The 23231-nt window shown below is 66.4% G+C and carries 16 protein-coding genes; 10 read left to right on the top strand and 6 right to left on the bottom strand.

Features of this window, described 5'->3' with window-relative positions:
• Positions 1 to 247: 247 nt before the first annotated feature.
• Positions 248 to 3523: an isoleucine--tRNA ligase gene (gene ileS / locus F7O44_RS19145; protein ID WP_162451902.1), complete on the bottom strand. Its 3276-nt coding sequence runs from the start codon at positions 3521 to 3523 to the stop codon at positions 248 to 250.
• Between the two features lie 608 nt (positions 3524 to 4131).
• Here ileS and F7O44_RS19140 point away from each other — a divergent pair.
• The 3 genes from F7O44_RS19140 to F7O44_RS19130 are packed head-to-tail and all read left to right on the top strand — an operon-like array spanning position 4132 to position 6223.
• Complete coding sequence (locus F7O44_RS19140; protein ID WP_162451901.1) at positions 4132 to 4575, top strand: TraR/DksA family transcriptional regulator; 444 nt, start codon at positions 4132 to 4134, stop codon at positions 4573 to 4575.
• The gene (gene lspA / locus F7O44_RS19135; RefSeq protein ID WP_162451900.1) at positions 4548 to 5303 is read left to right on the top strand and encodes a signal peptidase II; all 756 of its coding nucleotides are present in this window, start codon (positions 4548 to 4550) and stop codon (positions 5301 to 5303) included. The genes F7O44_RS19140 and lspA overlap by 28 nt, the downstream gene beginning before the upstream one ends.
• Complete coding sequence (locus F7O44_RS19130) at positions 5300 to 6223, top strand: RluA family pseudouridine synthase (RefSeq protein WP_343073896.1); 924 nt, start codon at positions 5300 to 5302, stop codon at positions 6221 to 6223. Before lspA ends, F7O44_RS19130 begins: the two co-directional genes overlap by 4 nt.
• Here F7O44_RS19130 and F7O44_RS19125 read toward each other — a convergent pair.
• The gene (locus F7O44_RS19125) at positions 6217 to 7677 is read right to left on the bottom strand and encodes a bifunctional phosphatase PAP2/diacylglycerol kinase family protein (RefSeq protein ID WP_162451899.1); all 1461 of its coding nucleotides are present in this window, start codon (positions 7675 to 7677) and stop codon (positions 6217 to 6219) included. The two genes, F7O44_RS19130 and F7O44_RS19125, sit on opposite strands and share 7 nt — an antisense overlap.
• Positions 7678 to 8029: 352 nt before the next feature.
• On the opposite strand from F7O44_RS19125, the gene dnaE reads away from it, so the two are divergent.
• Both dnaE and F7O44_RS19115 read left to right on the top strand, forming a co-directional pair.
• Positions 8030 to 11497, top strand: a complete 3468-nt coding sequence (gene dnaE, locus F7O44_RS19120) for a DNA polymerase III subunit alpha (RefSeq protein ID WP_187361479.1) — start codon at positions 8030 to 8032, stop codon at positions 11495 to 11497.
• A gap of 46 nt (positions 11498 to 11543) precedes the next feature.
• The gene (locus F7O44_RS19115) at positions 11544 to 12143 is read left to right on the top strand and encodes a hypothetical protein (protein WP_162451897.1); all 600 of its coding nucleotides are present in this window, start codon (positions 11544 to 11546) and stop codon (positions 12141 to 12143) included.
• A 20-nt stretch (positions 12144 to 12163) separates the two neighbouring features.
• Here the strand turns inward: F7O44_RS19115 and F7O44_RS19110 are convergent, their stop codons facing one another.
• The 3 genes from F7O44_RS19110 to F7O44_RS19100 form a co-directional block, all read right to left on the bottom strand.
• Complete coding sequence (locus tag F7O44_RS19110) at positions 12164 to 13042, bottom strand: ion transporter (RefSeq protein ID WP_162451896.1); 879 nt, start codon at positions 13040 to 13042, stop codon at positions 12164 to 12166.
• A 169-nt stretch (positions 13043 to 13211) separates the two neighbouring features.
• Positions 13212 to 13721, bottom strand: a complete 510-nt coding sequence (gene ybaK, locus F7O44_RS19105; RefSeq protein WP_162451895.1) for a Cys-tRNA(Pro) deacylase — start codon at positions 13719 to 13721, stop codon at positions 13212 to 13214.
• A 39-nt stretch (positions 13722 to 13760) separates the two neighbouring features.
• Complete coding sequence (locus F7O44_RS19100; RefSeq protein ID WP_162451894.1) at positions 13761 to 14588, bottom strand: phytanoyl-CoA dioxygenase family protein; 828 nt, start codon at positions 14586 to 14588, stop codon at positions 13761 to 13763.
• Between the two features lie 107 nt (positions 14589 to 14695).
• Here F7O44_RS19100 and F7O44_RS19095 point away from each other — a divergent pair, with 107 nt between their 5' ends.
• Positions 14696 to 15556: a helix-turn-helix domain-containing protein gene (locus F7O44_RS19095; RefSeq protein ID WP_162451893.1), complete on the top strand. Its 861-nt coding sequence runs from the start codon at positions 14696 to 14698 to the stop codon at positions 15554 to 15556.
• Positions 15557 to 15678: 122 nt separating this feature from the next.
• Here F7O44_RS19095 and F7O44_RS19090 read toward each other — a convergent pair whose 3' ends face one another.
• Positions 15679 to 18717, bottom strand: coding sequence for an alpha-mannosidase (locus tag F7O44_RS19090; RefSeq protein ID WP_162451892.1), 3039 nt, complete (start codon positions 18715 to 18717; stop codon positions 15679 to 15681).
• 380 nt (positions 18718 to 19097) lie between these two features.
• Here F7O44_RS19090 and F7O44_RS19085 point away from each other — a divergent pair, with 380 nt between their 5' ends.
• The 4 genes from F7O44_RS19085 (at position 19098) to F7O44_RS19070 (ending at position 23060) form a co-directional block, all read left to right on the top strand.
• Positions 19098 to 20084 (top strand): acetylxylan esterase, encoded by a 987-nt coding sequence (locus tag F7O44_RS19085; protein ID WP_162451891.1) that lies wholly within the window; start codon positions 19098 to 19100, stop codon positions 20082 to 20084.
• A gap of 109 nt (positions 20085 to 20193) precedes the next feature.
• A complete protein-coding gene (locus tag F7O44_RS19080; protein WP_162451890.1) occupies positions 20194 to 20862 on the top strand; it encodes a bifunctional 4-hydroxy-2-oxoglutarate aldolase/2-dehydro-3-deoxy-phosphogluconate aldolase in 669 nt (222 codons plus the stop codon).
• On the top strand, positions 20859 to 21800 hold the full coding sequence (locus F7O44_RS19075; RefSeq protein ID WP_162451889.1) for a sugar kinase: 942 nt from the start codon (positions 20859 to 20861) through the stop codon (positions 21798 to 21800). The genes F7O44_RS19080 and F7O44_RS19075 overlap by 4 nt, the downstream gene beginning before the upstream one ends.
• An 87-nt stretch (positions 21801 to 21887) precedes the next feature.
• A complete protein-coding gene (locus tag F7O44_RS19070) occupies positions 21888 to 23060 on the top strand; it encodes an aminotransferase-like domain-containing protein (protein WP_162451888.1) in 1173 nt (390 codons plus the stop codon).
• Positions 23061 to 23231: the final 171 nt, after the last annotated feature.

Here is a 23231-nt window from a genome sequence, read left to right as displayed (position 1 = left end):
CTGCTATGCCTGCAGACCTGTTGATGCGCGAGCAGTCCTGGTAACGCCGGGGCGGGCGCTCGTGCGAGCCAAGGCAGGGTGGGCGCGTGCGTGGCGCGCGCCCACCTGTCTCAGGCCCCGCCCGGGAGCCGGGCCGTCGTCGCGGACGGGCTACCGAGCGTGGTTGGTACGCCTGCGTGACCGGTGTTTCTCTTGCGTCACCATGCCTGCAGACATGGTGACGCAAGAGAAAACCCACCAAACATGATCATTTGGAGGCGGCGCGGCGGAGGCGGAAGGTGAGGCCGAGGTCCCGGTCGGTGTGGTCGGGTTCGTCCGGCAGCGCGTCGAGATCGCTGTGCACGGCGACCGCGAGGACCTCGTCGGCCAGCAGCGCCTGGTGTTCGCTCAACGCTTCGGCGAGCTGACCGGAGCTCTCGGCCGCCGACCATGCCAGCTCGATGCGGTCGGCGACATCGAAGCCGCTCTGTTTGCGTGCCTCCTGGACCAGCCGGATCGCCTCCCGCGCCAGTCCGGCCCGGACCAGCTCGTCGGTGAGCGTCAGATCGAGCGCGACGGTCTCACCTTCACGGGCGACGGCCCAGCCTTCCCGTGGCGTTTCAGTGACAACGACGTCGTCCGGTTCCAGCGTCACCTCGCCCACTTCTGCCACGGGGATGGTCACCGAGCCCTCCGAGCGCAGCGCCGACGCCAGAGCCTCGGCGTCGGCCTCGGACACCGCCGCCGCCACCTTCGGAGTGTCTTTGGCGAACCGGCGCCCCAGGGAACGGAAGTTGGCCTTGGCCGAAACGTCCAGCAGTGCGTCGGCGGAGTCGGCGGAGGCGCCGGCCGCGCTCAACGAGGTGACCTCGGCGACGTTGAGCTCGTCGGCGATCTCAGCGCGAAGCTCGCCACGCAGCGACTCCCAGCCCCATGCGCCCACCAGAGCACGAGCCAGCGGCTGGCGGGTCCGGACTTTCGACTCCGCGCGAGCGGCGCGGCCCAGCTCCACCAGGCGGCGCGTGAGCGCGACCTCGTCGGCAAGCTGGATGTCGACGACACCGGGATCGGCTTGCGGCCACGCGGCCAGGTGCACCGACTCCGGCGCGTCCGGATCCACTGCGACGACGAGGTCCTGCCACACCCGCTCGGTGATGAACGGGACCATGGGCGCGAGCAGGCGAGTCAGCTTTTCGACGCACTCGTGCAGCGTCGCGAGGGCGGCCGGATCGCCGTCCCAGAACCGGCGCCGGGAGCGGCGGACGTACCAGTTCGACAGGTCGTCGATGAATCCGGCCAGCCGAGCGCCGGCACGCTGTGTGTCGAAGTTCTCCAACGCGGTGTCGACGTCGGCGACGAGCCGGTTCAGCTCGCTGAGCGCCCAGCGGTCTAGCACGTGCCGGTCGGCCGGCTCCGGCGCGCCGTCGGCCGGTGCCCACGACGAGGTCCGTCCATACAGCGACAGGAACGACGCGGTGTTCCAGTAGGTGAGCAACACCTTACGAACGATCTCGCCGAGTACGCCCGGCCCGATCCCTCGAGCCTGCCACGGCGAACCGCTGGCGGCCATGAACCAGCGCACCGCGTCCGCGCCGTGGTCGTCCATCAGCGGGATGGGTTCCAGGATGTTGCCGAGATGTTTGGACATCTTCCGCCCGTCCTCGGCCAGGAGCAGGCCCAGGCACAGCACGTTCTCGTAGGACGAGCGGCCGAAGACAGCCGTTCCCACGGCCATCAGCGTGTAGAACCAGCCTCGGGTCTGGTCGATGCCCTCGCAGATGAACTGCGCCGGGTACGTGTCGGCGAACATCTGCTCGCTGCCCGGCTCGTGCGGGTACCCCCATTGCGCGAACGGCATGGAGCCGGAGTCGTACCAGGCGTCGATAACGTACGGCTCACGCCGGAACGTTCCGGCGACACCTGGCAGGGTGAAGGTGACGTCGTCGACGTACGGACGATGCGGGTCCAGCTCGGACAGGTCTTCGCCGGCCAGCTCGGACAACTCGGCCAGGGAGCCGACACACACCAGGTGCGAAGGGTCGTCGTCGTTACGCCACACCGGCAGCGGCGTACCCCAGTAACGGTTGCGGGACAGCGACCAGTCGACGTTGCCGCGCAGCCACTCGCCGTAGCGGCCCCACTTGATGGTCTCCGGATACCAGTTCGTCTTCTCGTTCTCGCGCAGCAGCGCATCATTGAACTGCGTGGTCCGGATGTACCAGGACGGCTGGGCGTAGTACAGCAGGGGCGTGTGGCAGCGCCAGCAGTGCGGATACTCGTGTTCGTAGGTGGTGTGCCGGAACATGAGCCCGCGTTGCTCGAGGTCGTGGGTGAGCGCGGTGTCAGCGTGTTTGAAGAACTGACCGCCCACCAGCGGAACGTCGGCGCTGAACGTGCCGTCGGGCTCGATGGGATTGACGACGGGCAGTCCGTAGCGCTTGCAGACGCGTAGGTCGTCCGCGCCGAAGGCGGGAGCCTGGTGGACCAAGCCGGTGCCGTCCGCGGTGGTGACGTAGTCGTCGACCACCACATGGTTGGCAGGCTGACCGTCGGCTGCGATGTCAACCAGTTCGAACGGGCGCTGGTAGTTCCAGAACTCCATCTCGGTGCCGGAGAACCGGGCGGTGGCGGTCCAGCCTTCACCCAGCACGGCCTCGAACAGCGGCTCGGCGACGACGAGCGTCTCGTCGCCGTTCGTCGCGGCTACGTACGTGACGTCGGGATGCACCGCTACGGCGGTGTTGGAGACCAACGTCCACGGTGTGGTGGTCCAGACCAGCAGGGATGCCTCGCCGTCGAGCGGCCCGGAAGTCAGTGGGAGCCGGACGAAGACCGACGGGTCGGCGACGGTCTCGTAGCCCTGGGCGAGCTCGTGCGACGACAGGGCGGTGCCGCAGCGTGGGCAGAATGGCGCGACCCGGTGGTCCTCGACCAGCAGCCCGGCATCGAAGATCTTCTTCAGCGACCACCAGACGCTCTGCACGTAGGAGGAGTCCATGGTGCGGTAGGGCCGGGTGGTATCCACCCAGTAGCCCATCCGCTCGGTCATCTCTTCGAATGCGCCGACGTGGCGCTGAACGGATTCGCGGCACCTGTCGTTGAACGCGGCGACTCCGTATGCCTCGATCTCGGTCTTCGACGAAAGGCCGAGCTCCTTCTCGACCGCGATCTCCACCGGCAGGCCGTGGCAGTCCCAGCCGCCCTTGCGGGGCACGTGGTAGCCCTTCATGGTGCGGTAACGCGGAAACACGTCCTTGAACACCCGAGCTTCGATGTGGTGGGTCCCAGGCGTGCCGTTGGCCGTGGGCGGTCCCTCGTAGAACATCCACGTCGGCTTGCCCTCGCTCGATTTGAGCGCTCGGCTGAAGATGTCGTGGTCGCGCCAGAAAGCCAGGATCTCGTGTTCCAAGGCCGGCAGATCGACCTGACCCGGGACCGGCCGGTAGGACTGGTTGCCGGTGACCTGGTCAGCCGCGGAATCCGTGGTGTGCGCCGGACCGGTGGCCGCTCCGTCCGGCGAGGGCCGGGTGCTGGCGTCGCTCATCGTGGTGGTTTCCTCCGTCGCTGGTGCCCGACAGAGGGACGAGGCGAACCCCGCGGTACCACCCTCTTTGACCATCCACGATGCGGATGACCCACTTCGTTTCCTGCGGCCGGTTCTACTAGGTGCGGGCAACAGCTGCCCGAGCACTGTTCTTCCGGCGGCTCCGAGGTGATGTTCACCGGCATGTGTGCCACCGGGCTCACACCGTCCCCGGCTCGCTCATGGCTGTCCACGCGGGCTACTGGCCTCATCAACGCCTGCTCGCACCGACAGTGTACTGGCCGCAACCGGCATCGGCGCACCCGAATTCTGTGACCACGGGCCCGATTCGGCTCAGGCGGCCGATGCGTGAGCGCCATCACAGCGTGGGTCCACAATCGGGTGCACGTACCGGGCAAAGCATGTGCGCTGGCGGATCGTGATACCTGACACGTTTCTCGTGAGGCGGTTATGGGCATTGTTTCGTGGCAACAACGACGGCTGATCAGTCATGCTGTGAGAACGCTGAGTATGGAGAGCTGATTGAAGGAAAGCCAGGAAGGATCTATCCTCACCTGACCCGGACAAAGTGTGGGCGGGCACATGGAAGACTTAGGGGGTGCGTCGGAATGACCGAGCGCACGGAGAGTGCAGAGACGGTGTCCAGGGCGGACCAAGCGGCAGCGCTGGTCGTCGGTACCGATGAGGAGCCGTGGACCTCTGACGAACTGGCTGAGGTTCACAAAACGCTGCAGAGCGAGGCTGCGCGGCTGCGAGAGGAGATCGCGGACGCCGAGATGGAAATCGCTGAGCTGTTGCGGCGCAGCACCGACGACGGCGGCGAAGACCAGGTCGACACCGGCTCAAAGGCATTCGAGCGAGAGCATGAGATGTCGCTCGCGGCCAGCCATCAGGAGATGCTGAATCAGACGGAACGGGCGTTGTCCCGCATCAGCGACGGCACGTACGGAGTCTGTGAGAACTGTGGCAAACCGATCGGCAAAGCTCGTCTCCTGGCGTTCCCTCGTGCCACACTGTGTGTGACATGCAAACAACGGCAGGAGCGTCGCTGACTCGCGACGACACAAAAGGTGTGAAAACACGACGTCGCACGGCGACCCTGTTGGTGATCGCAGCGGTCATACTGACGCTGGATCAATTGACCAAGGTCTGGGCGGTCGAGGCGCTGCAAGACGGCCGCGTCATCAACGTCGTCGGCGACGTGCTGCAGTTCAGGCTGGTACGTAACCCCGGCGCGGCGTTCAGTATGTTCACCAACCTGACGGTCGTGCTGACCGTCATCGCGGTGGCTGTGGTTCTGGTCATCGGCTGGCTGAGCCGCAAGGTGACCAGCCTGGTCTGGGCCGTGGCATTGGGCGGGCTGCTCGGCGGAGCCCTGGGCACGCTGACCGACCGGATCTTCCGCGAGCCTGGGCCTATGCGCGGGCACGTCGTCGATTTCATCGAGCTGCCGAACTGGCCGGTATTCAACATCGCCGATTCGTCCATTGTGGGCGCGGCCGCGCTGATCGCTTTGCTCAGCTTCCGTGGGGTGGCGTTCTCGACCCTCGGTGCCGGCCCGGCAACCGACGAGCCCGTGCCCGGCGAGTCCGCGGCTGAGGACGCCACGGACGGCGATACCACGGACGCGGACACGCCGGACGAGCGCACACCGGCCGGGGCCGACACCGGGCTCGCACAACCACCGCCCGGCACCGATGTGAGCGAATCGCCCACGGAGCCGACCAGGCCGGGGCATATAGGCGCGGCTTCGGACGAGCACGAGGCAGGGGAACGGTGAGTGGCCTGCGGGCGTTGCCCGTGCCGGAAGGCCTCGAAGGAGAAAGACTCGACTCGGCGCTGGCCCGCCTCTTCGGGCTCTCCCGCAGCAAAGCCGCTGACCTCGTGGAGGAAGGCCGGGTCCGGGTGGACGGCGTACCTGAGCCCAAATCGGCCCGAGTTCACGCCGGGGGCTGGCTCGAGGTCGACATGCCCGAGCCTGCCGCCCCGGTGGAAATGGTCCCCGAACACGTGGAGGGCATGCGGATCGTGCACGACGACGCCGACATCGTCGTCGTGGACAAACCGGTCGGCGTGGCTGCTCACCCTAGTCCGGGCTGGAGCGGCCCGACGGTCGTCGCCGGGCTGGCCGGCACCGGCTTCCGGATCTCCACCAGCGGCGCGGCCGAGCGCCAGGGAGTTGTGCACCGTCTCGACGTCGGCACCAGCGGGCTGATGGTGGTGGCCAAGTCCGAGGCCGCCTACACCTCGTTGAAACGGCAGTTCCGCGAGCGCGTCGTCGAGAAGATCTATCACGCGCTGGTCCAGGGCCACCCCGACCCATCCAGGGGCACCGTCGATGCCCCCGTCGGCCGGCATCCTGATCACGATTACAGATGGGCCGTCGTCGCCAACGGCAAGCCGAGTGTCACCCACTACGAAACGATCGAGGCGTTCCCGGCGGCCAGTCTGCTCGAGATCCGGCTGGAGACAGGCCGTACACACCAGATCCGGGTACATATGAGTGCCTTGCGGCACCCGTGCGTGGCTGACCTCACCTACGGCGCCGACCCGACCCTGGCCGCGCGTCTGGGACTGTCCCGGCAATGGCTGCACGCCGTGCGGCTCGGTTTCGAGCACCCTGGCACCGGCGATTGGACCGAGTACGCCTCGGAGTACCCCGACGATCTCCAGGGTGCGCTGGACCTGTTGGCTCAGTGAGTCCGGGCGGGGGCGCCGGAGTCCGGCCGGTAGACGACCAGCGACCCAGGCAGTTTGCCGAATACGCACTCGGCGACAGTGCCCGCCGGCTCACCGTCGCAGGCTAGTTCTACCTCGCCGTCCAGCGACTCGAGCGTCAAAGACCCAGCGATGCGTGCGACGTGGACCCTGCTGCGCTCGCCGGCGCCGGTGAGGGTCGCCAGAACGGCGCGGGTCCGGGAGAAGCGCCCGCGTGCGGACAAATAGTGGATGTCGAGGTTGCCGTCGTCGAGACGCGGGCGCCAGGCCGGAAACGTTCCGCGCGGTACGTAACAGCCGTTGCCGACGAAAACGAGCCACACGGTGGTCGTCGTGCCGTCCAGGTTCACCCGCAGCGGTTGCTGGGTGCGCAGGACTTGTGCTGTGGCCACCGCCATCGCGAGCCATTTGCCCAGCCGCTTCTCGAGAACCTCGCGGCGTCGGACCATCTCGGGATAGCCCCCGATGCTCGCGGTGTTGAGAAATGCCCTCGGGCCGGCGGTGGCGACGTCTACGGCTATCGCCGAGCCGGCTTCGGTGGCACCGCAAGTGTCGGCGAAATTGGTGATTCCCACATCGCGGGCGAAGTGATTGAGGGTTCCGCATGGAAAGACGGCCAGCGGAAGAGCTCGCCGGACTGCGACGGCGGCCACTGTGGTGACGGTGCCGTCCCCACCGGCTGCGCCCAGCGCGCGCACATCGTCCAGCTCATCCAGCGCGGAGTCGAGGTCGAGGCCGGGCTTCATGTGCAGGATCCTGGCCCGTGGGAGGAGCCGGCCGATCTCTTCGGACGGATCGGTGTTGTTCCCTGATCCGGGGTTGGCGACGATCACCAGCCCGGCTCCCGCGGGAAGCGACGGCGCCGACGACGAGGGGTGCACGCCCCACGGCGTACGGGGCAGGACGGGCCACCAGCGGCGACCGGCGAGGGCTATCCCGGCTCCGAGCGTGGCACCCGCCACGACGTCGCTGACATGATGTACACCTACATGAACCCGGGAGTACGCGACGGCACCGGCCAGGGGCGCCACGGCGGCCCCCAGAGCGGCATTCTCCATCGCGACGCCGGTGGCGAACGCCGCCGCGGACGCGGCATGACCACTCGGGAACGACGTGGTGACCGGCTCGCGCTTCAGCCGGCGAATCACCGGTGTCAGTTCCGCGTCCGGCCGCCTCCGGCGGATGAGCGGCTTGAACAGTCCGTTGGCTACCGCGCTCGTCACCGCGAGCGTTGCGACCCCTCGGATCGCAGCTCTCCGGGGTCGTCCCGGGAAGCACGCGGCCACGCCGGCGATGGCGAGCCACAGCCGGCCCTTGTTGGCTGCTTGGCTGAGCTGACGTACGCCCTGGTCCAGAAGGCTCGGCACGGGCACCGGTGGGCGCCGACGGATCTGCTGCGAGAAGCGGGGCCTAGATGAGGCGGGTGGCACGTGCATGCCTCTCCTCTGGTCGTTTGTCTCGCACGATGCGGCGAGGCGGCGGTGTGGCCCCTGGCGGGTCTCCCGGCTCCCACCGTACGCCGGTCACTGTGGCCGCCACCGTATCTGGCTGCGTTCGCAGGGTGCCTCGGGGTGGCGTCGCAACCTTGTCGGCGCGGCCACCTAGAGTGGCATTATTCTCGGTTGCGCGCGCGTCTGGGCCCAGTGTGAGTGCGGGGTGCGAGTGCGGCGTGGGAGTTGTTGGCTTCTGCCTGCGTGTGGCTGTTCTAGGAGGTCTGGTTAAGTCGTGTCGAGTGCTGGGTCCAGCTCCGGGGACTTCGTCCATCTGCACGTGCACACCGAGTATTCGATGCTTGACGGTGCTGCTCGGCTGGATGACCTGTTCGCTGAAGCCGCCAGGCAGGGAATGCCGGCCGTGGCCACCACCGACCACGGCAACGTCTTCGGCGCGTACGAGTTCTACAGCAAGGCGAAGGCCCACGGCATCAAGCCGATCATCGGCACCGAGGCCTATCTGACGCCGAAGACGAGCCGATTCGACAAAACCCGGGTCCGGTGGGGTGACGGCGGCGGGGACGATGTCTCGGGCAGCGGTGCGTACACACATATGACGCTGCTGGCCGAGAACACCGCCGGAATGCACAACCTGTTCCGGCTCTCGTCGCTGGCGTCCCTCGAAGGGTTCTACTTCAAACCGCGGATGGACCGCGAGATCCTGCAGACCTACGCCGGCGGCCTGATCGCCACCACGGGTTGCCCCAGCGGTGAGGTCCAGACCTTGCTGCGGCTCGGCAAGTTCGACGACGCCGTCGCGTCGGCCGCTGAGTTCCGGGACATCTTCGGCAAGGAGAACTTCTTCGTCGAGCTGATGGACCACGGTCTGTCGATCGAGACGCGGATCCGGGAAGACCTGTTGCGCCTCGCCAAGCAGCTCGGTCTGCCGTTGCTGGCCACCAACGACCTCCACTACACCCACAAGGCGGACCACAAGGCGCACGAGGTCTTGCTGTGCGTGCAGTCCGGTTCCACGCTGGCCGACCCCAAGCGGTTCAAGTTCGACGCCGAAGACTTCTATCTCAAGACGGCCGAAGAGATGCGCTCGGTCTGGTCGGGTCTCCCGGAGGCGTGTGACAACACGCTGCTGGTGGCGGAGCGGTGTGAGGTCGAGTTCATCGAGGAGGCCGGCCGGTACATGCCGCACTTCCCCGTGCCTGCGGGGGAGGACGAGACCTCGTGGTTCGTCAAAGAGGTCGAGCGGGGATTGCATATGCGCTACCCCGACGGCATTCCCGACGAAGTCCGCAAGCAGGCCGAGTATGAGACCAACGTCGTCACCGGCAAGGGGTACGCCGGCTATTACCTGATCGTGGCGGACTTCATCAACTGGTCCAAGAAGAACGGCGTGCGGGTCGGTCCTGGCCGTGGCTCCGGCGCCGGGTCCATGACGGCGTATGCGATGGGCATCACCGACCTCGATCCCCTCAAACACGGTCTGATCTTCGAGCGATTCCTCAATCCGGAACGCGCCTCGATGCCCGACTTCGACGTCGACTTCGACGAGCGCGGCCGTGGTGAGGTCATCCGCTATGTCACCGACAAGTACGGTAGCGATCACGTCGCGCAGATCGTCACCTACGGCACTATCAAGGCGAAGCAGGCCGTCAAGGATGCTTCTCGGGTGCTCGGTTTCCCGTTCGCCATGGGGGAGCGGATCACCAAGGCCATGCCGCCCTCGGTCATGGGCAAAGACGTCCCGCTGAGCGGCATCTTCGATCCCGAACACAAGCGATACTCGGAGGCAGGCGAATTCCGCCAGCTGTACGAGGCCGACGCGGACGTGCGCAAAGTCGTCGACACCGCCAGGGGTTTGGAGAACCTGAAACGGCAGTGGGGCGTGCACGCGGCGGGGGTCATCATGTCCTCCGAGCCGCTGCTGGACACCATCCCCATCATGAAGCGCGAGCAAGACGGCGCCATCATCACGCAGTTCGACTATCCGACCTGCGAGACGCTCGGCCTGGTCAAGATGGACTTCTTGGGGCTGCGCAATCTCACGATCCTCGACGACGCGCTGAAGAACATCGTCCGCAACGGCAAGGATCCGGTCGACCTCGACGAGCTCACGTTGGATGATCCGGCCACGTATGAGCTGCTCAGCCGGGGGGACACACTCGGTGTCTTCCAATTCGACGGCACCGGTTACCAGCAGCTGTGCCGGCTGATGCAACCCGACACGTTCGAAGACATCTCCGCCCTCGGCGCCCTGTACCGGCCAGGGCCGATGGGCGCCAACTCACACATCAACTATGCCCAGCGCAAGAACGGCCAGCAGGAGATCACCCCGATCCATCCCGAGCTGGCCGAAGCGCTGGAGCCGATCCTGGGTACCACCTACGGCCTGATCGTGTACCAGGAGCAGGTCATGGAGATCGCCCAGAAGCTGGCCGGGTACACGCTCGGTAAAGCGGATCTGTTGCGCCGTGCCATGGGCAAGAAGAAGCGCGAGGTGCTCGACGCGGAGTTCGTCGGCTTCTCAGACGGCATGAAAGCCAACGGCTTCTCCGAAGCGGCGATCAAGACGCTCTGGGACATCCTCGTTCCGTTCTCCGACTACGCGTTCAACAAGGCCCACAGCGCCGCTTACGGCCTTGTGTCGTACTGGACCGCGTACCTGAAGGCTCATTACCCCGCCGAGTACATGGCGGCTGTGCTGACTTCCGTCCGGGGTGACAAAGACAAGACCGCGCTCTACCTGGGGCAGTGCCGGCGCATGGGCATCAAGGTGTTCCCGCCCGACGTCAACGAGTCCGAGGGTGACTTCACGCCGGTCGGCACTGACATCCGTTTCGGGTTGGCCGCTATCCGTAACGTCGGCACCAACGTCGTCGACGGGATCGTCGCCGCACGCAAGAGCGAAGGCCGATACGAGAACTTCCCGGACTTCATGAACAAGGTTCCGGTGCCAGTGTGCAACAAGCGTGTGGTCGAGTCGCTGGTCAAAGCCGGTGCGTTCGACTCCATGGGATACGCCCGCCGAGCCCTGGTATCCATCGTCGACGAGACGGTGGACGCGGTCATCACGTTGAAACGCAACGAAGCCATCGGCCAGTTCGACCTGTTCGGTGGAGCAGGCGGCGAGGAGTCTGCGGGTCTCGAGGTCAGCGTGCCTGATCTGGCTGAGTGGGACAAGAAGGTCAAACTCGGCTACGAGCGCGAGATGCTCGGGCTTTATGTTTCCGACCACCCACTCCTCGGCATCGAACACGTGCTCTCCTCAGTGGTTGACCGGCCGATTTCTGCGCTCAGCGACGAAACCGAGGTCCCGAGCGGCACCAATCTGACCATCGGTGGGCTCATCACCGCCATCCAGCGCAAGGTCACCAAACGAGGCGACACGTGGGCCATCGCCACCGTGGAAGACCTCGAAGGCTCCATCGAGTGCCTGTTCTTCCCGGCCACCTATCAGCTGCATGCCATGCAGCTGATCGAAGACGAGGTCGTGACTGTGAAAGGGAAGCTGGACCGGCGCGACGAGGCACCACAATTCATCGCCAGTGAACTCAGCATGCCCGACGTCTCGGCCGCGCCCACCGGTCCGCTGATGGTCACCATGCCGTTGACCAGGTGCACGCCGCCGGTTGTCGAACGGCTCAAAGATGTCCTGGCGACACACCCAGGCGCCACCGAGGTTCATCTCAAGCTGACCGGCTCGGAACGGACCACGCTGATGCGGTTGTCCGACGGCCTGCGAGTCACACCGTCGTCGGCGTTGATGGGTGATCTCAAGGCGCTACTGGGTCCGACATGTGTGGTCTGATGGTATAGATGCGTGTGCGCGAAAATTCTGACTCCGGCCGGTTCGCATGAGCCGTGACCCCTGGGCCTGGCCCGCGTCATCGGAGCGGCCACCTCAGGCACCGGGCACCCGCGACGACACGCCGTCCGGGGCGCGAACCAGGACCGGCCGGCGTAATCCGCTGCCCAGCACCCGTAAGGTTGCCGCCGAGATCGGCGTGACGTCAGTGGTCGTCGGTGTGCTCTTCGGAGTGGCGTGGTTGATGTTCACTCCTGACATCACCGGCCAGGTCGCCGAAGAAGGTGTTGCTGTTCCGATCGCCGAGGCTCGCCAGCTCTTCGACCGGGTGGCCGTGTTTTCGCTGCTCGGTGCCGCCATCGGGATTCTTCTTGGTGCCGTGTTCGGTCCCCGTCACCGCCGGCGGCCGGTGACCACTCTGCTCGCTCTCGCAACAGGTGGTTTCGGTGGCTCGCTGCTGGCCATGGGCGTTGGCATCCTGCTCGGCCCGTCCGCGGTCAACGACGAACCCGGCACTGAGGTGCAGCTTCCGATGGAACTTGAAGCGCCGGCGGCGTTGTTCGTCTGGCCGCTGCTGGCGATCATCGTCGTGACGTTGATGTCGTTGTTCCGTGACGACAGGTCGCCTTGGATCTGGGACCACCGATGAGGCGAGTGAGCGCGGCGGAACTATTGCTGGGGATTGCCGGGGCCGTCCAGGCGGCGTTCCAGTGAGCTGACTTGGCGCTGCAGGTCCTTGATCGCCTCGAGGAGCTGGTCCTCGCGGTCCGGGCCTGAGCTGGAAGTGTCGTCGTCGCGCGATTCGTTCTCTCTCTGCCGGTCCAGCGCCTCGACCGTGACGGCGATGAAAAGGTTGAGAACCACAAAGGTGGTGACGACGACGAAGATGAGGAAGAACAGCCACGCCGCTGGTTGTTCCCGCCCGATCGGCTCGACGATGTCACCGAGGCCGCCGTCGCCGATCATGATGCGGAACATGGAGGTGGCGGTCTGGCCAAGGTTGCCGAAGTGTTCCGGTGAGATCCCGCTGAACAGGTTGGTGGCCATGACGATCCCGACGTAGTACAGGATCACCAGCAGAGCTCCGATCGAAGCTATGCCAGGAATGGCTGTCACCAGCGCGCCGACGACCCGCCGCATCGACCGCACCGTGGAGAGCAACCGCAGAACCCGCAAGACCCGCAATACCCGCAGGACGGCGGCGTCTCCGGAGGCTGGTATCAGCGCGAGCGTGACGACGAACAGGTCGAACAAGCCCCAGCCGGAGCGGAAGAAGGAGCGGCCGTGGGCAAAGATCCGCAAGGCGATCTCGGCCACGAACACCGCAATGATGAAACGGTTGAGCGGGCTCAGCAGCCAATCCCAGCGTGCTGTGACCTCGTCATAGGTCTCCAGGCCCAGCACAGCGGCATTGAGCACGATAAGGGAGACGATCAGCCGCTGGAAGCCTTTGGACTCGACGAAGGCCGCGACTCGTTGCCGGTGGGTGCGCGAAGGTGGCTGCTGGGACGTTGGGCGGTCGAGTAACCCGGTCGCCCGGTCGGTCATACGTTGATCCTTGATCTCTTGAAGACGTCAGCTCGCGGGATCAACGCTGATCCTTGAACGAGGCCGGCCGGCGGCACCCGACATTTTCCCACAAGTGCGGTGAACCACCCTTCGTGTGGCCGGCCCGAGTCAAACCGAGGCGTTCGTGGGTCGTCCTGGGTATCGCGAATCAGCTGGCAAAGCCTGGTCGAGCGATCTGAGCGGTCGTTGCCCCGGTGAGCTCGATGAGTTGCGCCGGCGCCAGTTCGATGTCCAGGCCCCGGCGCCCACCCGAGACGTAGATGGTCTCGTAGGCGGTCGCGGTGTCGTCGATCACCGTCGGCAGGCGCTTGCGTTGGCCCAGCGGACTGATCCCACCGGCCACATAACCGGTGACCCGCTCGGCGTCGGCGATGTCGGCCATGGTGGCGCGTTTACCGCCGACGGCGCTGGCCAGCGACTTGAGATCCAGCGAGCCGGATACCGGCACGATTCCGACGACGAGCCGCCCGCCGTCGACATCGGCCAGCAGCGTCTTGAACACACGCTCCGGAGGCACACCGAGAGCATGGGCGGCTTCCAATCCGTACGACTCGGCGTCCGGGTTGTGCTCATACGGATGCACCGTGTGTGGAGTACCGGAGCGTTGCAGCATGACGGTAGCCGGTGTGCCCCTGCCGGCCTGCTTCTTCTTGCTCATGACCGGAAATCTTCGCACCGCGCGCCGCACGGCGTCGTGTCAGGTCCAGCGGGTGGCGGCGCTGAACTCGTAGTGGCGGCCGGGGTTGTACCGCGGCCGAGGCTGGTAGACGTTGACGCCTGGATCCCCTTGCAGGTGAAATGCGCTTGGATACGGCTGTTCGGCAGCGATGATCTTCGTCGTGGTCGGGATGTAGCGGATGGTGAGCCCGCATCGTCGGTGCGGGGAGGTGTTGGCGGTGCTGCCATGGACGATGTTCGGGTGGTGCACCTCGACGTCTCCTGGAGCCAGCACCATATCCAGCGCCTGCGTCTCGTCGACGTCCACCGCGATCTCTTTGCCGAGCACACTCTCCACCTGCGTGTTCTCAGTCATTTCGGCGACATCCCAGGTGTGTGATCCAGGTACGACTCGTACACATCCGTTCTCGGGCGTGGAGTGGTCCACGGCGAGCCACAACGTGACGACATCCATCGGCTCCAGCGGCCAGAAGGCAGCGTCCTGGTGCCAGAGCACCGGTTGCCCCGAGAACGGCGGCTTGGAGATGTAATGCGATGCGAATAGCGCGATGTCGTGGCCGATGAACGTTTCGGCGACCTGGAGCAGACGCTGGTCGCTGACCACGTGAACCCAGAACGGATCGTCGCGCAGGTAGGTGTGCCCCAGCTGCTCCGGCCGCACTTCCGGGTGGCGGCGTTGGAGCCACTCGACATGTCCGTTCATTTCCTTGATGAGGTCAGCATCCACGACGTTCCGGAATACGACGTAGCCATCGCGTTGGAAATCGCTGCGCACACGTTCACGTTCCGCCGCGGTCACAGGGCGATCGGCCTGGTGGGAGTAGCTGGATGGTGCCTCGTTGACCATGGAGTCCTCCGCGGGACTGGGGCTGGTGTGGCCTGTTGATGCCATGGTGCGCTGCGACGCTCGGGCGAGAATAGTACGCCGATTGCGAGTATTTGTACTCTGTTGATGTGCGCCAGCTACTGTGGTTCGACCGGCATGCCCAGGGCCGCCCGTATCACGCCGCGCGGGTGCACTTCGGCCCCCGCGCCCCGACGTCGGGCCTGCATGGTCACGCCGACTTCTATGAGTTCATGGGCGTGACGTCCGGGGCTGGGGAGCACCTGCGCCCGGACGGACGGCACTTGCTCAGCGCTGGCGACATCGTGCTGGTACGTCCGCGGGATCAGCACGCGTTCGCCGGGTTGTCGCCCGATGGACTCGAGTTCATCAACGTGGCGTTTCCGGCGACGGCATGGCGGCAGTTTCTGGAACTGGCCGGGGCCGACCCGAGCCATGGCTGGGAGCACCAGGCCGATCCTGTTGTCTTCAGTTCGCCCGAGGGCGTGGCAGGTTCGGCTCATCAAGCGTTCGAGACCGCGCTGGAGCGGTTCTACGGGCGGCCCAGCAAGCTGGATCTGGTGCGGTTCTGGACGGACGTGCTCGCCGTGGTTGCGCAGCCAGGCGACGATGACTCGTGGTCCGCGGCCGGCCGCTGGCCGGTGTGGCTCACCGATTCCTGCTCGGCGATGCGCCGCGAGGAGAACCTGCGTGGCGGTGTTGCCCGCCTGGTGGATCTGTGCAACGTCAGCCCGGCGCATCTGTCCCGGACCATGCGCGTCTGCGCGGGGACCACGCCCACGCGCTTCGTGACCGGTCTCCGGCTGGAGCGGGCGGCGTCGTTGCTGGCCACTACCGCCGATTCAGTGACGTCGATCGCCCATCGGTGCGGCTTCTCCAGTCAGTCCTATTTCACACGTTGTTTCCGGGACGTGTATGAGCTGACACCGCGGGAGTTCCGCCGCGAGGCACAGCGCGCGTTTGTCCCGTAGCCCTCGCCTAGATGATCATGTTTGGTGGGTTTCCCCGTGCGTCGATAGGCCTGCAGGCCTGGTAAGGCGCGAGGAAACCCACCAAACATGATCATCTAGGCGGGGAACTAGCGGGCGAGGGATCAGGTCTGTGCGGCCCGGCCCAGCCTCAGGGTGACGATCTGGAATGGGCGCAGCCGGAGCTGCACGGTGTCGCCCTCGAGCGTCACTTTCGCTCCGCTGGTCGCTTCTTCGAAGGGCCGTTCCAGCAGATCGGTCGGCACGGCGGATCCGACCTGGAACCCAGCTGTCACCCGAGCAGTCGCCTGACCACCTGCGGACTCGTAGAGCCGGATGACGACGTCGCCGGAGCCGTCGTCGGCCAGCTTGACCGCCTCGACCACGACGTCGTCGTTGTCCACCGCCAGCAGCGGCTGGACCTCGCGGCCCCCGCCGATGTGGTGCTCAGGCAGATTGATCCGGTACCCCTCGCGCACGGCGTCGCCGATGCCGGCCGCGGGAACCAGCGCATACCGGAACGAGTGCCGGCCCTGGTCGGTCTCCGGGTCGGGGAACCGGGGGGCACGCACGAGCGACAACCGCACCGTGGTGGTGGTCCCGCCGTCGTCACGCATGTCGCGGGTGACGTCGTGCCCGTAGGTGGAGTCGTTGACCAGCGCGACCCCCCAGCCTGGCTCGGCTACGTGCAGGAACCGGTGTGCACAGATCTCGAACTTGGCCGCCTCCCACGACGTGTTGGTGTGTGTGGCGCGCTTGACATGCCCGAACTGGGTTTCCGACGACGACACCTCGGCGCGCACGTCCAGCGGGAACGCGGCCTTGAGCAGCATCTCCGACTCGTGCCAGTCGACCGTTGTGTCGAAGTCGACGACGCGGCTGCCCGCACGCAGGGTGATGGACTGCACCAGGGTGGTCCCGTTGCGGCCGGTGCTGCGGTGGGCCCGAACAGTGACGTCGGATCCGGACCGCTCGATCTCCACGAGATCGGCGTCAGCCAGGTCGGTGACGGTGTTGCGATAGTAAGACTCGATGTCCCAGGCGTCGTACTGGATCGGCAGATCGGGATGCATCTGCAGCAGGTTGGCCGGCTGCCCGGGGACGAGGGCGTCACGTCCGGTTTCGTGGTCGACGACGGAGGTCACCAGGCCGTTGGCGTCGACGACGACGCGCAGCAGCCCGTTGTCGATGATCCAGCCGCCATCCTGCTCGGTCGCCGTGACCGAGGTGTCGGCGCCGGTGTCTTCGCGTACCCGGGCGCCGCCGGCAGGGACGCCTGAGCGTTCGTGTGGTGCGCCGTTGAACACCAGAGGCCGGTCGCCCTCGCCGGCCAGCGCGCCCAGCGCATCGAGGATGATGCGGTTGAGTTCGTCGGCGATGGCGGCGTAGGTGTCGGCCGCCTCCCGGTGCACCCAGGCGATGGACGATCCGGGCAGGATGTCATGGAACTGGTGGAGCAGCACGGTCTTCCAGATCCGGTCCAGTTGCTCGTACGGGTAGCTGAACCCGGTGCGCACGGCGGCGGTGGCGGCCCAGAGCTCGGCCTCGCGCAGCAGATGTTCGCTGCGGCGGTTGCCCTGTTTGGTCTTGACCTGCGACGTGTACGTTCCGCGGTGGTACTCCAGGTACAGCTCGCCCACCCACACAGGCGCATCCGGATAGTCGGCTTCGGCCTTGGTGAAGAACGACGACGGCGACTCGATGGTCACCTGGGGCGAGCCGTCGAGGTCGCGCAAACGGGAGGCCCGGGCGAGCATCTCCCGGGTGGCGCCGCCTCCGCCGTCGCCGTGCCCGAACGGGACCAGAGAGCGTCGTGCCGAACCCTTGTCCCGGAAATTGCGTACCAGGTGGGCCATCTCCTTGCCGGTGAACTCGCTGTTGTAGGTGTCCACCGGCGGGAAGTGGGTGAAGACGCGGGACCCGTCGATGCCTTCCCAGCGGAACGTGTGGTGCGGGAAGGGATTGGTGGTTGACCAGGAGATCTTCTGGGTGAGGAAGTACCGGGACGCGGAGAGCTTCACCAGCTGGGGGAGTGCCGCGGAGTAGCCGAAGGAGTCCGGCAGCCACACTTCCTGTGTCTCGATGCCGAATTCCTCGGCGAAGAATCGCTTGCCGTGCACGAACTGGCGGGCCATCGCCTCGCCGCCTGGCATGTTCGTGTCTGCTTCGACCCACATGCCGCCCACCGGGATGAACCGGCCTTCGGCAATCTTCTTCTTGACTTTCTCGTAAACCTCTGGACGGTGCTCCTTGATCCACGCCAGCTGCTGTGCCTGGGACATGGCGAAGATGAACTCGGGGTAGTCGTCCATCAGGTTGACCGTGTTGGACGAGGTACGGGCCACCTTGCGCACCGTCTCCCGCAACGGCCACAGCCACGCCGAGTCGATGTGCGCATGCCCGACCGCACTGACCTGGTGTGCCGACGCCTGTGCCGGGCTGGCGAGTGCCGGCGCGAGGAGCTCCCGGGCGTTCGCGGCGGTGCCGCCGACGTCGTGCAGGTCGAGTGCGTCCAGCGCCCGACCGATGGCGCGCAGGATTTCCCAGCGCCGCGGCTGCTCGACCGGAAGTTCGCGCATCAGCTCCCCAAGCACGTCGAGGTCGTTGCACAGCTCCCAGACGGTTTCGTCGAAGACGGCCAGATCAGCCTGGACCAGGCGATACAGCGGCTGGTCTCCGGCGGTCCTGGTGTCCCCGAGCGGCGTGACCGGGCCATGAATGAGCGGGTTCGCCGCGGCCTCGACGTAGAAGTGGATCTCCTCGTTTCCGGTCGCGGGCTCGCCGACCCGCAGCCAGTAGCTGCGTGGATGCAGGCCCTTCACAGCGCTGCCGTCGGGCAGATAGACGAGCCCTTCAGCGGTGAATCCGGGGCCACCACCGGTGAATCCGAGGTCAACGACCGCCTCGACCGTCTGTCCGGCCCATTCCGACGGCACGGTGCCGGTGAACTTGAACCAGGTGGTACCCCACGGCGGGCCCCAGGGATCGCCCACCGACGCGGGAGAGTAGTCGGCCGCCAAACCGGTGACGGGTGAAACCGGTTCACCGGGGGCGTGCCACGCCTCGACACTCAGTTGACTCTTCCGCGGGTACACAGCCGGCCGGATCCGTTCACGCAGTACCCGGTCGAGCCGGTCTTCGATCAGTGTGCGGTCGTCATGCATCGGACGGATCCTTCCATCGGAAGATGAGAATGTCAGGTTGTCGGTATGAATTGTTCCCCTGAGTCTTTCATCACGCCACTGCGCACCCTTCGACGAGTCTGCCTGCAGGGCAAGATGATCGCCATCTCGGTGATCGTGAGCGGATTCGCGCTGCGACAAGCCGATGCGGTGAGAGAAATGTCTAGATTGTGAAGCCGAAATCCGCTCACGATCACCGGGACGGGAGGGGCACCATCGAGCCCGTGGCAGTTGATCGTCCGCGGATCGATGCTCATTCCAGGCGGATCGATGCTCATGCCAGGAGGCGGGCGGCGCCCTGCTTTCGCAGGCGGAATAGGCTGCAGGCAGCTTTCGCTCGCCCGGACCGAAGGAGCCCGACCGTGCCGTTGTTCGACAAACCACTTTCCGAGTTGCGTGAGTATCGTCCCGAACGAGACGAGCAGCCGGATTTCGACGCCTTCTGGGCGAGGACCCTGACCGAGGCGCGAGCGTTCCCGCTGGACGTGGAGTTTACCCCGTACGACGCCGCATTGACGCTGGTCGACGTGTATGACGTGCGGTTCTCCGGCTGGGGCGGTCACCGGATCGCCGGCTGGCTCCTCGTCCCGGCTGGGGCGACGGAGCCCCTGCCTACCGTCGTGAACTACATCGGCTACGGCGGCGGACGCGGTTTGCCGCATGACTGGCTGACGGCGCCGGCGGCGGGTTACGCGAGCTTCGTCATGGACACGCGCGGCCAAGGCTCGGCCGGCTCGCCCGGTGACACTCCGGACCCGGTTGGCGGTTCCAACCCACAGGCGCCGGGCTTCATGACCCGGGGAGTTCTCGATCCGGACGACTACTACTACCGCCGGGTCTTCACAGACGGTGTCCGAGCGGTCGAGGCCGCCGCCCAGCATCGGCTCGTGGACGCCGAGCGGATCGTCGTCGCCGGTAGCAGTCAGGGCGGCGGGATCACGCAGGCGGTCGCGGCACTGGTTCCAGGGCTGGCCGGGGCCAGCATCGACGTCCCGTTCCTCGCCGGCTACCGGCGGGCCACCGAGATCACCGACCGGGCGCCGTACGGCGAGATCACCACGTACCTGTCGATCCACCGCCACCACGAAGAGCAAGTGTTTCGCACGTTGTCTTACTTCGACGGCATCAACTTCGCGCCGCGCGGCACGGCTCCCGCCCTGTACAGCGTGGCCATGATGGACCCGGTGTGCCCGCCGTCGACCGTCTTCGCTTCTCACAACCACTATGCCGGCCCCAAGGAGATCCGGGTGTGGAACTTCAACAAGCACGAAGGCGGTGAGACCTTCCAGGTGAATGAGCGGCTGCGTTGGCTGCGCGAGCTGTTCAAGGCCGGACGGGACACCAGGTGATCCGGACCGCGTGATCGTCACGCATGGTAGGCGAACTCCGCTGAGCCTGCGCATGAGAACGACGCGTTGGGCGTCTACTCTGAGGTAGTCGAAAGGGGAAGATACCGCCATGAACAAGGCCGACCCGTTCCGCCGATTGGCGCCGAGTCCACAACTGCAGGAGACCGGTGTCATGGCCATCCTGCGGGCCAGTTCCGCAGACCGGTTCGGTGAGATATGCCGGGTGCTTGTCGATGCCGGAGTCAGCTGCCTGGAGATCACCTTGACATCTCCGGGAGCCGTCGATGCGATCGCGTCGGTTCGGGCGGAGCTGCCTTCGACCGTGGACGTCGGGGCGGGCACTGTCACAACCCCCGACGAGGCCCGCGCCGTGCTCGATGCCGGGGCGGGGTTCGTGGTGTCGCCGTCCGTCGAGTTAGACGTGATCCGCACCTGTGCGGAGGCCGGCGTGCCGGTGTACCCGGGCGCGCTGAGTCCTACCGAGATCATCACCGCGTGGCGGGCGGGCGCCAGCGCGGTCAAGGTGTTCCCGGCGTCGGCGGTCGGGCCGTCGTACTTCAAGAACGTCGCAGGACCATTTCCCGACGTGCGGCTCATGCCCACCGGCGGCGTGGCGCTCGACCACATCGGTGACTGGATCCGTGCGGGGGCCATCGGCGTGGGGCTGGGCGGTCCGCTCCAGGGCGACGCAGCGGCCGGCGGGGACCTGGACGCGTTGGCCGAGCGTGCCGAGCGGGCGCTCAGCGAGGTCCGCCGTGCCAGGCAGGGCAGCGCATGAGCGGGCTGGTCACGCTTGGCGAAACCATGGCGCTGATCTCGGCGGCGCAGGTGGGGGCACTGGCCAGCAACCGCGACATGCGGCTCTCGGTGGCCGGCGCGGAGACCAATGTCGCCATCGGTGTATGCCGGCTGGGCGGCCGGGCTACCTGGATCAGCCGGCTGGGCGACGACGCATTCGGGGAACTGATCCAACGGGAGCTGCGAGCCGAAGGTGTTGACACCGTCGTTCGCGTCGACCCGAGCCGCCCCACCGGCCTGATGATCAAGGAACGTCCGAATGCGCTGCGGACCCACGTGCGCTATTACCGCACCGGCAGCGCGGCGTCGGCCATCACCGCGTTCGACATCGACACCGATGCGATTGCCGCGGCCGACGTGCTGCACGTCACCGGCATCACACCCGCGCTCGGTCCCGGACCGGCGTCTGCGGTGCAACAGGCGGTGGATATTGCCCGGCAGCACGAGACCTTGGTGTCGTTGGACCTGAACTACCGCGCCAGCCTGTGGAGCAGGGAAGAAGCGAGCGCGGCGCTGACGCATCTGGTGGAACGCGCACACGTGGTCTTCGCCGGGCCGGAGGAGGCGTCTCTTGTCGTGCCCGATGGGTCTGTCGAAGAACTCGCCCATGCGGTGAGCGGGCTCGGTCCGGGCCAAGTGGTGCTCAAGCTAGGTGCCGAGGGTGCCTATTCGATCATCGACGGCCAGATCCGCAAGACCCCGGCGGTGGCGGTCCCCGTCGTGGACACCGTCGGTGCCGGCGACGCATTCGTGGCCGGGTACCTGGCCGAGTGGATGGCCGGCGAGGCGGCGGACAAGCGGCTGGATACCGCCGTTTCCGCAGGTGCGTTCGCCTGCACCACGCTCGGCGACTGGGAAGGTCTGCCGCATCGTGGCGACCTCGAATCGTTCGGCGCCCCGGATTCGGTCCAGAGGTAAGAACCGGCGGCCGCTGCTGGTCGCATCGGTTCGGTGCCGCCAGGGCGGGCCTGCTTGTCCGTTGCGTCCTGTGGTCCACTTGGTCTCATGATTGCGTGGTCTCAGCATGCGGCAAGCCGGACCAGCCGGCTCCGGCCGTCAGCCATCCGGGAAATCCTGAAGCTCACCCAACGAGGCGAGGTCATCTCGTTCGCCGGCGGCCTGCCTGCGCCCGACCTGTTTCCGGTAGCGGCCATCCGGGAGGCCTCGGAACGGATCTTGAGTAAGCGCGGTGCTGTGTCGTTGCAGTACAGCACCACCGAGGGTGACCCTGAGCTGCGTGCATGGGTGGCGTCTCGCTACGCCGGCGTGCGGCCCGAGGGCGTGCAGATCGTGTCCGGCTCGCAGCAGGGCCTGGACCTCGTCGGCAAGTGTTATCTCGATCCGGGTGACGTCGTGGCGGTGGCTGCACCGACCTATCCGGGGGCGTTGCGCGCCTTCGAAGCGTACGAGGTGCGGTTTCGCGCTGTGGAGATCGACGAGGACGGCATGGTGCCGGAATCCCTGGCGGAGGCGCTGGAGTCCGGCGTCAAGCTGATCTACGTCATTCCCGATTTCGACAACCCCACGGGCGCCACGTTGAGCCTGCCTCGCAGGCACGCGATCGTCGACCTCGCCCGCGCCCACGGGGTGCCGATTCTGGAAGACAGCCCGTACAGCGATCTGCGCTTCGAAGGTGACCCGTTGCCCTACCTCGTGGACCTGGCGCCGGACGTGGTGATCCATGCGGGCACGTTCTCCAAGACCATGGTTCCCGGTTTCAGGCTGGCCTGGCTCGCGGCCACGCCGGAAGCCCTGGCGCCGGTCACCCGAGCCAAGCAGGCTGCCGACCTGCACACCTCCACATTCACCCAGATGCTCGCGCTCGAGGTCGCGCGTGGCGGCTCTCTCGATGGGCAGATCGCCAAGGTCTGCGAGCACTATGGCAGCCGTCGGGACATCATGCTCGCGGCTCTGGACCGCGAGCTGGCCGGGGTCTCGGGGTTTCGGTGGACGCGGCCGCATGGCGGGATGTTCATCTGGGTGAGCGGACCGGACGAGTTCGACACGACGTCGACGGCGCATGCCGCCATCGAGGCTGGTGTCGCCTATGTGCCGGGAGAAGCGTTCTACGCGGACCGGCGCCGTACCGACGGGTTGCGCCTGAGCTACTCCGTGGCCAGTCCCGAACAGATCGAGGTCGGTATAGCTCGCCTCGCCGCCATCTTCCGCGCCGCTTAAATGAGGCTTCTGACCTATCCGTGGGTGAGTTCATGGGTGGCCGCTGGGCTGCCCGGAGCTTTCCGGACCGCTCCATTTGCGGACGGTTACGCTGCGAGCTGCCGATTCAGGTATTCGTTGCGGACTTCTTGCGGAGTCTTGTAGTCGATCCCTGAATGGATTCGTTTACGA

The sequence above is a fragment of the Phytoactinopolyspora mesophila genome, from assembly GCF_010122465.1.
GTDB lineage: Bacteria > Actinomycetota > Actinomycetes > Jiangellales > Jiangellaceae > Phytoactinopolyspora > Phytoactinopolyspora mesophila.
Note: the sequence above shows the minus strand (reverse complement) of the source record. Positions and strands in the feature narration are given on the sequence as shown.